Origin of the sequence: Acinetobacter sp. Colony158 (genome assembly GCF_019264745.1) — a bacterium.
GTDB classification, from domain to species: Bacteria; Pseudomonadota; Gammaproteobacteria; order Pseudomonadales; family Moraxellaceae; genus Acinetobacter; species Acinetobacter ursingii.
The window spans coordinates 1797807-1812310 of sequence record NZ_CP078523.1; the positions used below are offsets into that span (position 1 = coordinate 1797807).

The 14504-nt window shown below is 42.2% G+C and carries 10 protein-coding genes; 6 read left to right on the forward strand and 4 right to left on the reverse strand.

The genetic code is table 11. The features are described 5' to 3' along the window. From JR005_RS07430 to JR005_RS07450, 5 genes are all read left to right on the forward strand, one after another. Positions 1 to 780, forward strand: a 780-nt coding sequence (locus tag JR005_RS07430; protein WP_228731661.1) for a CoA transferase, incomplete at its 5' end; no start/stop codon positions are given. Positions 781 to 903: 123 nt separating this feature from the next. Next, a complete protein-coding gene (locus tag JR005_RS07435; protein WP_218664811.1) occupies positions 904 to 2145 on the forward strand; it encodes a carbohydrate porin in 1242 nt (413 codons plus the stop codon). A 37-nt stretch (positions 2146 to 2182) separates the two neighbouring features. Then, on the forward strand, positions 2183 to 4588 hold the full coding sequence (locus tag JR005_RS07440; protein ID WP_218664812.1) for a glucose/quinate/shikimate family membrane-bound PQQ-dependent dehydrogenase: 2406 nt from the start codon (positions 2183 to 2185) through the stop codon (positions 4586 to 4588). Between the two features lie 180 nt (positions 4589 to 4768). After that, positions 4769 to 6412, forward strand: a complete 1644-nt coding sequence (locus tag JR005_RS07445) for a nitrite/sulfite reductase (protein WP_218664813.1) — start codon at positions 4769 to 4771, stop codon at positions 6410 to 6412. Next, a complete protein-coding gene (locus tag JR005_RS07450; protein WP_218664814.1) occupies positions 6405 to 6890 on the forward strand; it encodes a DUF934 domain-containing protein in 486 nt (161 codons plus the stop codon). Before JR005_RS07445 ends, JR005_RS07450 begins: the two co-directional genes overlap by 8 nt. A gap of 122 nt (positions 6891 to 7012) precedes the next feature. On the opposite strand, the gene JR005_RS07455 is transcribed toward JR005_RS07450, so the two are convergent. The 4 genes from JR005_RS07455 to JR005_RS07470 form a co-directional block, all read right to left on the reverse strand. Further along, positions 7013 to 8728 carry a proline--tRNA ligase gene (locus JR005_RS07455; RefSeq protein WP_218664815.1) on the reverse strand — a complete coding sequence of 572 codons (1716 nt, stop codon included), beginning with the start codon at positions 8726 to 8728 and terminating at the stop codon, positions 7013 to 7015. A 104-nt stretch (positions 8729 to 8832) separates the two neighbouring features. After that, positions 8833 to 11934: an efflux RND transporter permease subunit gene (locus JR005_RS07460; RefSeq protein ID WP_218664816.1), complete on the reverse strand. Its 3102-nt coding sequence runs from the start codon at positions 11932 to 11934 to the stop codon at positions 8833 to 8835. 28 nt (positions 11935 to 11962) lie between these two features. Then, a complete protein-coding gene (locus JR005_RS07465; protein ID WP_218664817.1) occupies positions 11963 to 13093 on the reverse strand; it encodes an efflux RND transporter periplasmic adaptor subunit in 1131 nt (376 codons plus the stop codon). A 60-nt stretch (positions 13094 to 13153) separates the two neighbouring features. Further along, entirely contained in the window at positions 13154 to 13801 is a 648-nt protein-coding gene (locus JR005_RS07470) for a hypothetical protein (RefSeq protein ID WP_218664818.1), read from the reverse strand. A gap of 305 nt (positions 13802 to 14106) precedes the next feature. Between JR005_RS07470 and pilG the strand changes: the two genes are divergently transcribed. Continuing rightward, on the forward strand, positions 14107 to 14490 hold the full coding sequence (gene pilG, locus JR005_RS07475; RefSeq protein WP_004992473.1) for a twitching motility response regulator PilG: 384 nt from the start codon (positions 14107 to 14109) through the stop codon (positions 14488 to 14490). The last annotated feature ends 14 nt before the right edge of the window (positions 14491 to 14504 follow it).

Genomic DNA, 14504 nt, shown 5'->3' on the forward strand with positions numbered 1-14504 from the left:
ATCAACCCCCGTTTGATCTATTGCTCCATTACAGGTTATGGACAAACGAGTAGTTATAAAGATCGGGCTGGTCATGACATTAACTATTTAGCACTGTCAGGCATTATGGGGCATAGTGGGCGGTTACAGAGTGGGCCACCGCCTTTGGGCATTCAGATTGCCGATGTGGCAGGCGGTTCGTTACATGCGGTGATCGGCATTTTGGCAGCTGTGGTAGAGCGAAGTCAAAGTGGACAAGGGCAATATATTGATATTTCCATGACGGATTGTGTGGTCGGACTCAATAGTATGGCGGCTTCGGCGAGTCTTGCGGCAGATGTCGCACAGCAGCCTGAACAGAGTACTTTAAATGGCGGTAGTTTTTATGATTATTATCTCACCAAAGATGGACGCTATGTTTCGGTAGGCAGTCTTGAACCACAATTTATGACAGGACTTGCGGCGGCACTAGATTTACCAATTTTATTAGAAAAAGGTGCTTCATTTCATCCAGAAGATCGACAATTGGTTAAACAAGCATTGGCAGATCAATTTAAAACCCAAGATTATGCGCATTGGCATCATGTATTTGCTGGGTTAGATGTCTGTGTTGAACCTGTTTTAAGTTTAGAAGAAGCATTGCATACCCCTCTTGCTGTTGAGCGAGGTTGGGTGGTCGATGTGCCGTTATCTGAACAAACTGATCAAACTGAACCTCAGTTGGCTTGCCCGATTAAATTTTCAAGATCACAACCACGCTATGATTTTATTGGGCAGGGCTTAGGGGATGGGAAATGGTGACAAATTAAACGAATAGCTACAATAAAAGTGATTTTAATCAAACAATTAACATTTTGAATAAATTGTTATGCTTTGAATTATCGTAATCTTTATCGCATAAATATATAAAAAGGTTACGTAAACATGACAATTAATTCATCTTTAGTTGTTTCTTGTTTATCTGTTTTATCGCTCAGTATTTTTGCTCAAACCTCGCACGCTGCATCCGCATTTGATTCATCAAGTCCGTGGATGTTTGGTGATTGGAATGGAAAACGTACTGAGTTACAGCAACAAGGATATGACTTTAGTTTTGGTTATACGGGCGAATTGGCAAATGTTCTGGATTCAAAAAAAACCTCGAATCACGGTACAGAATATGCCGATCAGTTTTCGTTGGGTGCGCATCTTGATCTCGGCAAAATCGCAGGTTGGGAGGATACTGAAGCACAAATCACCATAACTGAACGTAATGGGCATTCACTGTCTCAAACTTCGTCGGCTTTAGATGGACATTTAAGTTCAACGCAGGAAATCTGGGGACGTGGACAAACTTGGCGTTTAACCGACCTCTGGATTAAAAAGAAATTTTTTGATCAGGCGTTGGATATTAAAGTCGGTCGTTTTGGTGAGGGCGAAGACTTTAATAGTTTCGACTGCGATTTTCAAAACCTTGCTTTATGTGGTTCGCAAGTGGGTAACTGGGTTGGTGATCAATGGTATAACTGGCCAGTAAGTCAGTGGGCATTACGCGTTAAATACAATTGGCAGCCCGATTTATATACTCAAATTGGGGTATATGAATACAACCCAGAAAATCTGGAGCGCGGTAAAGGTTTTAACTTGAGTACCGACGGTTCACATGGCGCGATTATTCCTGTTGAGGTGGTTTGGTCTCCGAAATTGGGTACACAAGCACTCAATGGAGAATACCGTCTGGGCTATTATTACAGTACTGCGGATGCCGCAGAAATTAATCATCCACAACAAACTTCACATAAACAAGGTGGCTGGTTGGTTGCCAAACAACAGCTTACTCGAGTGAATGATCAATCAGATCGCGGTCTTAGCGGTTTTATTAACCTCACGCTGCATGATTCGGATACCAATACGGTTAAAAATATGCAAAATATCGGCCTCGTTTATAAAGGGCCATTTGAGCAACGTCCACAAGATGATGTCGCGATTGGTTTTGCGCGTATTGAGGTGAACGGTGATTTAGATACCGATCAGGATGAAGAATATAATACTGAGCTTTATTACGGTATTCATGCGAATAACTGGCTGACGATTCGTCCAAATATTCAATACGTACGCCATGTAGGTGCCTATAAAAATGGCGATAACACATGGGTTGGCGGCATTAAATTGCAAACAGCTTTTTAATTTCTATATAAAAAACACAAATGAATAGGGTGGTATTATGACTCAACCATCTTCACACTCAGGGCTCAGAACCTTTACCGTGATTATTGCCATGGTATTTGGGTTGGTCCTGCTCGCTGGAGGTCTCTGGCTTACCTTTTTAGGTGGGTCTTTCTATTATGTAGTAATAGGACTATTGTTTATTGCCTTTGCAATTTTGCTTGGCAAGCGTTCTGTTTCAGCAATCTGGCTCTATGCAGCACTCATGCTGGGTACAACTATCTGGGCGATATGGGAAGTCGGAACAGACTTCTGGGCACTTGCACCACGTTTAGATATTTTAGGGTTATTCGGTTTATGGTTGCTGATTCCAGCCATTACCCGCGGTATGGTCAATGTTGCGCCAAGCAAGATTGTATTGTCTTCAACACTGGTCATTGCCATTGCGGTAATGGTGTATTCGATTTTTAATGATCCACAGGAAATTAATGGGGTTATTCAAAATCAACAACCTGCAACTGCTCAAAAAGTGGATGGTGTGGCTGAACAAGACTGGCCAGCTTATGGGCGTACTCAAGCAGGTGTTCGTTATTCACCACTCAATCAAATTAATGAACAAAATGTCAAAGATTTAAAAGTGGCTTGGACATTTCGTACTGGCGATTTAAAAAGTGGCAATGACTCTGGAGAAACGACCAATCAGGTTACTCCAATTAAAATTGGCAATGACATGTATATGTGTACCACACATCAATGGTTGATTGCTTTAGATCCTGCAACAGGTAAAGAAAAATGGCGCTTTGATCCAAAATTGAAAGCAGATAAAACTTATCAGCATTTAACCTGTCGTGGCGTTTCTTATTTTGATGCAGCCAATACGGATGGTTTTGCGACCAGTTTGCAAAACAAAACATCGAGTTCAACTGAATGTCCACGTAAGATCATTTTACCTGTCAATGATGGTCGTTTGGTTGCTGTCAATGCAGATACGGGTAAAGCATGTTCTGACTTCGGTACGAATGGTCAGGTTGATCTTCAAAAAGATATGCCTTATGCCTACCCAGGGGGGTATAACCCAACTTCTCCACCAGTTGTCACAGGAACAACAATTGTGATTGCAGGTTCTGTCACTGATAACTACTCAAGCAAAGAGCCGTCTGGCGTAATTCGTGGTTATGATGTCAATACAGGCAAACTGCTTTGGGTATTTGATACAGGTGCAGAAGATCCAAATGCAATTCCTGCGCCGGGTCAGACTTTTGTTCATAACTCTCCAAACGCATGGGCACCGCTTGCTTATGATGCCAAAGCAGATGTGGTTTTTGTGCCAACAGGTGTAGGTACGCCTGATATCTGGGGCGGTGATCGTACTGCGCTGAAAGAGCGTTATGCCAACTCTATATTGGCCATAAATGCTTCGACTGGAAAATTAATTTGGCATTTCCAAACCACACATCATGATTTGTGGGATATGGACGTACCATCACAACCAACATTGGCTGATGTAAAAGATAAATCAGGTCAAATGGTGCCTGCGGTCTATGTCACCACCAAAACAGGGAATGTCTTTGTACTGGATCGCCGTGATGGTAAGGCGATTGTGCCAATTACTGAACGTCCTGTACCACAAACCGTAAAACGTGGACCTCAAACCAAAGGCGAACATTATTCGGCCACACAGCCTTTCTCTGATCTAGATTTAGCACCACAAAACAAGCTCACAGATAAAGATATGTGGGGTGGTACCATGTTTGATCAACTGGTCTGCCGTATTCAATTTAAACGGTTGAATTATGATGGTATTTATACACCACCATCTGAAAATGGCACGTTGGTTTTCCCGGGGAATCTTGGCGTGTTTGAATGGGGCGGTATTTCAGTGAATCCTGACCGTCAGGTTGCGGTCATGAATCCAATTGGCTTGCCATTTGTGAGTCGTCTAATCCCAGAGGATCCAAGCCGTGCGGAAACAGCCAAAGGTGCGGGAACTGAGCAAGGTGTTCAACCAATGTATGGTGTTCCATATGGTGTTGAAATTAGTGCGTTCCTTTCTCCAATTGGTTTGCCGTGTAAGCAACCTGCATGGGGCTATGTGGCGGGTGTGGATTTAAACACGCATCAAGTGGTATGGAAAAAACGGATTGGAACGATTCGTGACAGCTTGCCAAATCTGTTCCAGTTACCAGCAGTTAAAATTGGTGTGCCGGGTCTAGGTGGTTCGATTTCCACAGCAGGAAATGTCATGTTTGTGGGCGCAACTCAGGATAACTATTTACGTGCATTTAATGTGAGTAATGGTAAGAAACTCTGGGAAGCACGTTTGCCAGCAGGCGGACAGGCAACACCCATGACTTATGAGATCAATGGTAAACAATATGTGGTGATTATGGCGGGTGGTCATGGTTCATTTGGCACCAAGATGGGCGACTATCTAGTGGCCTATGCTTTACCTGATGCCAAATAACGATCAACATGGTTAAATAAATGGAAAAGCTCAGATTAACTCTGGGCTTTTTCATATAAAAGCCGCAATAAAACGTCTTATCAATAAAATCGTTATTAAATATCCAAAAAAAGCATTTTGTTGATGAATCAAAGCTCGTTATGCTATCCGCCTTTACCATGAATCTACTAGCCATACGCCATGTATTTATATACTGATTTCGATCAACAACTGGTCAATGAACGTGTTGCTCAGTTCCGCGATCAAACAGAACGCTATCTTGCTGGAAAGCTTACTGAAGATGAATACCGTCCATTGCGTCTGCAAAACGGTCTTTATGTACAACGTTACGCGCCAATGCTTCGTATTGCTGTGCCGTATGGCTTAATGAACTCAAAACAATTACGTAAAATTGCCGAGATTTCGACGGAATATGACCGTGGTTACGCACACGTTTCAACACGTCAAAATATTCAGTTGAACTGGCCTGCGCTAGAAGACGTGCCTGATATTCTGGCTGAACTGGCTACTGTACAAATGCATGCCATTCAAACCAGTGGGAACTGTATTCGTAACACCACTACTGACCAATATGCAGGTGTGGTCGCGGGAGAAATTGCTGATCCACGTCCGACTTGTGAATTGATCCGTCAGTGGAGTACTTTCCATCCTGAGTTTGCATTCTTGCCACGTAAATTCAAAATTGCAGTGTCTGCATTAGAAGAAAAAGACCGCGCGGCAACCTCGTTTCATGATATTGGTGTCTATATCGTCAAAAATGAAGCAGGCGAAGTTGGTTATAAAATCAAAGTCGGTGGTGGTTTAGGTCGTACCCCAGTCATCGGCAGCTTTATTCGTGAATTTTTACCACGTGAAGATCTAATTGCGTATTTGGAAGCGGTATTGCGTGTGTATAACTTGCATGGTCGCCGTGATAATAAATATAAAGCACGCATCAAGATTTTGGTGAAAGCTTTAACTCCAGAAGTGTTTGCTGAAAAAGTTGAAGCAGAATTTGCACATACGCGTGAGCCTCTAAAAATCCAGCCAGAAACCTTGAAAAAACTGGATGAGGTATTCACACCATTTGACTATCAAAACTTTGAAGATCAGGATTTCAGTGCCTTATTTGCTGAGCATCCTAAATTTAAACAATGGTTTAATGTCAATACCAATGCCCATAAGGTTAAAGGTTATCGTATTGTTACCATTAATCTAAAACGTGCAGGGGTTGCGCCGGGTGATATGACCACGGCAGAGATGAATTTGATTGCCGATTTGGCTGACAAATACACCTTTGGTGAACTGCGCACCACACATGAACAAAACATTTCTTTGGCCGATGTGCCACAAAAAGACTTGTTTGAATTGTGGCAAACGCTTGAGCAGAATGATATGGCGCGTGCGCATATTGGTTTTCTCACCGATATTATCTGCTGTCCGGGCGGTGATTTCTGTTCATTGGCCAATGCCAAGTCGATTCCAATTTCAGAAGCAATCACGCGCCGTTTTGAAGATTTAGATACCATTTATAATCTGGGTCAACTGGATTTAAATATCTCGGGTTGTATGAATGCCTGCGGTCATCATCATGTGGGGAATATTGGGATTTTGGGTGTCGATAAAAAGGGTGCTGAATTCTATCAAATCACATTAGGTGGAAACTCAGATCATGATGCTTCAATTGGTGACATTTTAGGGCCATCATTTGCTGCGGATGTTATTCCTGATGTGATCGAAGAAATTTTGAATACTTATCTTGATTTGCGTACAGACGAAGAACGTTTTATTGATACCTATCGTCGTGTCGGTATTCAACCATTTAAGGAGCGTGCATATGCTTAATCCAGCCTTACCGGTGCTGCTTAAAGATGGCACGATTGCTGACAATACTTATCAACTGATCACTGAAGAGGGGAGCGTTCCTCAGGGTGATGTGGTGCTGACCACCGCACAGCTCGATCAACTGGGAAATATTCAGGGCAAAAAAGCGCTGTATATCACCGTAGATGATTCTCCTGAAACACATGAGTTTCCGCTCAATGATTTTGATACCATTTTTATCGAGTTTGCCGGTTTTAATGACGGTCGTGGTTATTCCTTTGCTGCGCTGTTACGCCGTCAAGGTTATCAAGGCGAATTGCGTGCGGTAGGGGATATTTTCAAAGATGTCCTGAATTATTTAAAGCGTTCTGGCTTTGATAGCTTTGTGGTAAAAGAAGGTAAGGATATTCACGAAGCGGCGGCGGGTTTAAATGATTTTAAACATCCGTATCAAGCTTCAACAGCGGTAGCTCAAGCGGAATATCAAACTGGCGCATAATGCACTCGGTGTGATTTGATAGAAAAGCTAAACTTCGGTTTGGCTTTTTTTTGAGCTATTTTGAGATGATAAAAACCGTACTCTGATATTTCAGCGTACGGTTTATTTCTACCTTATGAAGATTAAGCTTGTAACTTCGCCAGTAATTCTTCTTTGCTTAAATTGACTGATTCAGCATCAGTACGGCCTTTATATTCAAAGGTTCCAGCGTCCAAACCTTTTTCACCAATCACAATACGATGCGGAATACCTGTCAATTCAAGATCCGAGAATTTAACGCCCGGGCGTTCATTACGATCATCCAAAAGAACATCATAGCCTTGCGCTTGTAACTCAGCGTACAACGCTTCTGCGGCTTCCAGTGTTTTTGGTGATTTGTGCGCATTCATTGGCACAATGGCAATTTCAAACGGTGCAATCGCAGAAGGCCAGATAATGCCTTTGTCATCATAGTTTTGTTCAATCGCAGATGCGACAACACGTGTCACGCCAATACCATAACAGCCCATAGTGACGGTAAGTGGTTTTCCATCGTCACCCAAAACGGTACAATTCAGCGCTTCAGAATACTTTTGTCCAAGTTGGAAAATATGTCCAACTTCGATCCCCCGTTTGATTTGCAGTACACCTTTGCCGTCTGGAGATGGATCACCATCGACCACATTACGCAGATCATAAACTTCGCTGAACTGTGCATCACGTTGCCAGTTCACACCTGTAGCATGTTTGTCAGCTTCATTTGCGCCTGCAATAAAGTCAGATAATGCGGATGCAGCGCGATCGACAATCACAGTCACACCTTTTTCAGCTAAGCCTTGAGGGCCCACATAACCCGCAGCTAAGCCGAGCTCTTGGAGTTGCGTTTCAGTGGCAAAAGTTAAAGGTGCTGCAATTAAAGGATGGTGCTCTGCCTTAATCTCATTCAGCTCATGATCGCCACGTAGGAATAGCGCAATCACAGGGATGCTGCCTTTTTCATCAGCATTGCCTTGTACCAGTAAGGCTTTAACCGACTGTTTAGCATCTGCCTTTAAAAATGCGCAGACATCAGCAATGGTTTTCTGATTTGGCGTGTCTACAATCGTCAAGGCTTGTGTTGGCGCAGCACGTTCACCGACTAAAACGGCTTCAGCTTTTTCAACGTTGGCGGCGTAATCGGATTCAGTCGAAAATACGATATCGTCTTCACCACTGTCTGCCAGAACATGAAACTCGTGCGAACCTGAACCACCAATTGAACCTGTGTCGGCTTGTACAGGACGGAAATTAAGTCCCAAACGTGTGAAAATACGGCAATAGGTGTCATACATATTGTCATAAGTTTCTTGTAAAGATGCTTGATCAACATGGAAAGAGTAGGCATCTTTCATAATAAATTCACGTGAGCGCATCACCCCAAAACGTGGACGGATTTCATCACGGAACTTGGTTTGGATCTGATAGAAATTAACAGGTAACTGCTTATAACTTTTTAGTTCATTACGTGCCAGATCGGTAATCACTTCTTCATGGGTTGGGCCAAGTACGAACGGATTATCATGACGATCTTTAAAACGTAACAGCTCTGGGCCATATTGCACATAACGGCCCGATTCTTCCCATAGACTTGCGGGCTGAGTTACGGGCATAAACACTTCTAGTGCGCCAGAGCGATCCATTTCTTCGCGTACAATCGCTTCAACTTTATTTAACACACGTACACCCATCGGCAGCCAAGTATATAAACCTGAAGCCAATTTACGAATCATCCCGGCTCGTAACATGAGCTGATGCGAAATCACTTCTGCATCATTTGGGGTTTCTCTTAACGTTGCAAATAAAAAGCGGCTTGCGCGCATGGAAACTGTCCTAAAAGTGGGCTCTGAAATAGAGCACGATAAAAACACAAGATTATACGATAAAAAATGAGATGAATATTTCACCTCATTCAACAAAGCCCAGATTATGACATTAATTTACGGGTTTGGCGCAACAAGAAATTTTTCAAATCGTCCAAATAGGTGAAAATCACAGGCACCACCACTAAAGTCAGTAGGGTAGACGTGATCACGCCACCAATCACCGCGTGTGCCATCGGCGCACTTTGTTCGCCGCCTTCACCCAAGCCTAAAGCCAATGGAATCATGCCCATCACCATCGCACTGGTGGTCATCAAAATAGGGCGCAAACGGGTTTTACCTGCCTGAATTATCGCATCGTAACGGGTTTCGCCACGATCCATGGCCTTTTTAATAAAATCAATTAACAGAATGGCATTTTTAGTGACCAGTCCCATCAGCATGATAATGCCAATAATCGAAAACAAATTCATGGTACTTTGAAATAAAAATAACGCCAGAAATACTCCAATTAAAGACAAAGGCAAGGATGCCATAATCGCGGCAGGGTGGATAAAGCTATTAAATTGTGATCCTAAAACAATATAAATAAATACAATCGAGAGCGTGATTGCTGTGAGTGCATAACCCGCCGATTCAGCCATATCGGCATTGGCACCTTGAGTATCAAAACTATATCCAGCAGGCAGTTTAAAGTTCTTCTGTAATTGATCAATGTCCTTGCCAATATCACCCGCAGGACGACCAGAGGTATTGGCTTCCACCAACACTTCACGTGCCAGATCACGTCGATTAATCTGCGATGCGCCTAAGGTCTGCTCAAACTTTGCGACGGTTGCAAAAGGCACCAAAATCGGTTGTCCATTGGCATCGGTTTTAGACGAGGTGAGATAAAGATTTTCCAAATCGTTTGGTAAGGCACGGCTATGTTCGGCTAGACGCAAATTGACATCGTAGGTTTCACCACGTTCGTCTTGCCATGTGGTGACATCATCTCCTGCGATCAATGGTCGAATTGTATTGGCGATTTGATTGACAGAAAGCCCAAGATCACTGGCCAATACTCGATGAATCTGAATTGACAAAGTAGGTTTTGGTTCTTTGAGTGAGCTTTCAAGATCGACTACACCTTTTATTTTTCCCATTTCAGCCATAAAACGATCTGAAATATGTTGTAGCTCATCTAAATCAGGGCCTTTGATGGAGATCATAATGGGTTTTTGTCCACCAGATACGGTTTCATCTGCCGATGCGACAGAGGTAACCGTGATTCCAGCGACCCGTTTTAAACGTTCACGAAATTCATTATTTAATTCGGTCAGCGTCTGGCTACGTTCATTTCTAGGAGTTACCGTGACCCTCAAGCTGGCATGGTTTTTCCCCCGATCTGTAATGCCGTTGACCACGCCATAAGTCGATTTGACCTGATGGTGCTGACGAATGATTTGATTGACCTGATTCAGTTTAGCCTGAGTATATTGCAAGGAGGCATCCACAGGGGTTTCAAATTTAATGCGAATCTCGCCTTTATCGGGTGTGGGTACAAATTCGGTTCCAATAAGTTTGGATAAGCCTAATGCCCCAATTAACGATGCAATTGCAATTAAAATCGTGATAAAACGAAATCGTAAGGCAAGTTTGAGCAAATGCTCATAGACATGACTTAAATTGTCGAGCTTTTGAGAAATCCATTGGAAAAAACGTTTCATCCGACTGGGTGGCTTATTGGTTTTTTTCTCTTGCCAATGGGCCGATAGCATCGGGTCAAGGGTAAAACTAACAAACATCGAGATGAGAACAGCCGTACTGACCGTCACCCCAAATTGATAGAAAAAACGCCCAATAATGCCCCCCATAAAAGCCACAGGTAAAAACACCGCGACAATGGTCAGTGTGGTCGCTAAAACTGCCAGCCCAATTTCTTTGGTTCCATCTAAAGCGGCAGTCACATGATCTTTACCCATTTCACTATGGCGAACAATGTTTTCACGTACCACGATGGCATCGTCAATGAGTAAACCAATACATAATGACAACGCTAGTAATGTCATCATGTTAATGCTAAAACCAAATGCCCAGATAAAAGTGAGGGTTCCAAGTAGGGCAATCGGGAGAGTTAAACCGGTAATGATGGTGGAGCGGAAAGAGCCTAAAAATAGTAAAACAATCAGCACAGCCAGTAATGCACCTTCAATAATGGTACGCGCGACATCTTTAATCGAGGCGCGAATCCCTTTGGAGCTATCGACCACGACATTTAAACTGGCGCCTTGAGGAAGTTGAGTTTTAATTTTCTCCAGCACTTTATAGGTGTTATCCACGACCTGAATCACATTGGCATCGGAACTCCGCAAAATATCAACTGCAACAGCAGCCTTACCATTTAAATAAGCCCCTGTTTCTAGGTCAGCTTGAGTATCTTCAACTTTGGCGATTTGTTTTAAATAGATCGGCGTACCATTTTTATTGGCAACAACCAAATCACCAAAGCCATGTGGATAGATCACTTTGGATTGGATCTCGATCACGAGCTCAGAGTCTGGTTGTTTGAGTGTTCCGCCTGGAATTTCAACATTTTCATTTTTTAAAGTGTTAATGACCTGATCAATCCCAATGCCATAGCTTTGTAGTTGTTGGGGATTGATTTCGATACGGATCTGACGCTGTGCATCTCCCAGTAGATTGACTGTGCCTACGCCGGGAACCGTTCTAAGTTGCGGTAAAATTCGCTGATCCAGATAAGAACTAAAATCACGCAAAGACATCGAACCTGATTCAAACACCACTGACATAATCGCGTTACTGGCGGGGTCATAGCGTTCAACCACAGGGTCTTCGATTTCATCACGAAAGTTGGATTTAACGACAGCAATTTTATCGCGAACGTCTTGCGCAGCGACACTGGAAGGGACATCCAGATTAAATTCGGCAATAATCATCGACAGTCCTTCACTGGACTGCGAAGTAATCTGTTTTAAACCTGAAATTGTATTGATCTGATCTTCAAGTTTTTTTGTAATCTCGGATTCAACCGCTTCAGGGGACGCACCCGGATAATTGGTATAGACCACGACAAATGGAAAGTCGACATCAGGAAATTCTTCTACCCCCATACGTTGCCATGATGCCAATCCCAATACCATCAGACAGAACATCATCATGATGGTAAACACAGGATATTTGACACTAATTCGGGTAAACCACATCGCTATTGAGTCCTAAAAAATCGTTCTTTTATTTGTTGTTTACTGCGGGTTGATCTGGGCTAGAAAATACCACTGATTTATTTTCATCGGCATTATCAAATTGAATTCGGCTGACAGCATCATGATTTTGCAAACCTGTAACGACCGCTTTGTTTTCGGCAAAACGTTTTTCCACAACCTGAATATTGATTTTACGCAGTTTTTGTTGACGAACGGCCCACACATAAGGTGAGTGATCCAGACTTTGGATACTGTCCAATGGGATAATCTGTCCCTGCACTTGATCTTGATTTAAAATAACACCTTCGACAAAAGCACCAATACTGAGTGAGTTAATGCTTTCAATCGGTCGAGCAAAGAACTCGATTTGACGGCTGACTTGATCTGCTACAGGTGAAATACGAGTCAGAATGGCATTGAATTGTGTTGAATTACCCTGAATCGTGTATTGCATTTTTTGGCCAATACGCAGAGCAGATTGTTGTTCAAGCGGTAATTTGGCCTGAATTTCCAATTGTTCAGGATTCACAATTTCAAATAAAGTTTGTCCTGCTGAAACGGTTTGACCAGGCTCAACCTCTCGTTTGGTTATTACACCAGTCAGCGGACTGCGAATAATGCCATCCAGATCAGCTTTATGCGCAATGTCTAAATTGGCTTTTTGAGCGTTTACTGTTTCAAGTTGGGCTTTATAGTCAACTTGACTTTGTTCATATTCAACTCGTGAAATAAAACCCTGATCCAAAAGTCTTTTTTTACGTTGCATCAGATTGCGTGATAGTTCAGCTTGAGCCTGAGCAGATGCCAGATTAGCCTGCGCTTGTGCTAAACGAGCAGCATTATCCTGATTATTTAAACGCACTAAAACCTGATTTTTTGTCACCTGCTGTCCGACATCGGCATTGACCTGCGTGGCTGTTGCGGAAACTTGTGACTGAATGGAGCTTTGTTGAATAGCACGAATCGTGCCCGTGAACGCAGTTTTACGTTCCAGCGCACCTGTTGAGACCTGAACCAGATCTTGCTGGATCATCTCAATGTTCTCAGTTTGATTGGCTTGTGACGATTCTGTGCTAGAACGATGACAGGCAGAGAGAACAAAGCTAGAGCTTAAACACAGTACAGTAATATAAAATGCAGTGCCTGACACTTTGTGCATGCCTAATCATCCTCAAGTTAATGACATTCATGGTTTTATTTAGTGTCAGGATTATAACGATTATTCCAGCGTTTTTAAGCGTTCAATAATGTTGGAATAATGTTCCTGTGTTGTTCGGTAGTTATTTTGCAAACTAGCGATATTTTTTTTAAGACTGGTCATATTCTGGTCGTTTTGATTGAGCTGATCTTTTAGACGTTGCGGGATACTACTCTCGCCCTTGCGTAGGTATTCCATTTCCTGACGTTTAAACAAAATACGATCGCTTTGCAATTGTCTCAATTGATCTTGTTGTGATTTGATTTGCTTCTTGATCCCAGACAAAGCCTGATTTTGTTTTTCGGTCGCAATAGCAACATTGCCATAAGCACGTTTAAGTTTTAAATCTTGCTCACGCTGCCGCGCTTGTGCCTCACGTTGAGTGGACTGACGTAAATCGGCTTCTGCATTATAAGGTCGATTACGACGAATCACCTGCATATTGCTATCCAAAGCCTCATAACCATAACGGATATGTGCAGGTGTTACAGAACTACTAATATTGGCAATACCTTTTTGATCGTAATATCGATACCATACAGCATGTGGTTGTGGATTGGCCGCATAAAGCAAAGGCATCCATAACAATAGACCACATACAATAATGAAATGACGAGTCATCTGTTTGGATACTTCCAGAAGCTTTCGACGAGTCACTCGACTATTCATGACTTTCCCCAAATAAACTTGACTAAATTACTTATTTTTAAATATTAATAAGGTTATATTAGTTGTAATTTATCCAATTAAAAATAGGAATAACTCAAAAAAAAATCATAAGTCCTTTTAAAATGTGATTGGTTTGGTGGTATTTAGAAAAAATGTGTTTTAGCTTGAGAAAACCTTCATTGAAAACGCAAGTAATAATATGTTAAAAAAGGTCATAATCTGTAAAAACAATGAAAGCCCCAATCATCGGCTATAATCAGTTTCAGTTATTGTTAGTAATGAATAAATGGGGAAAGGATCATTAAATGGAAGACAAATTTCAAAATCTTAAAGTCATGGTAATTGATGATTCAAAAACCATTCGCCGAACCGCCGAAACGTTACTACAACGCGAAGGATGTGAGGTGATTACTGCTGTAGATGGCTTTGAGGCGCTCTCAAAAATAGCTGAAGCGAATCCTGATATCGTTTTTGTAGATATCATGATGCCGCGTTTAGATGGTTATCAGACCTGTGCATTGATCAAAAATTCACAGAGTTATCAAAATATTCCGGTGATTATGCTATCGAGTAAAGATGGTTTATTTGATCAGGCCAAAGGTCGTATTGTCGGTTCAGATGAATATTTGACCAAGCCTTTTAGTAAAGATGAATTATTAAACGCTATTCGAAATCACGTAAATACATAAATTAAAGAAAAGTG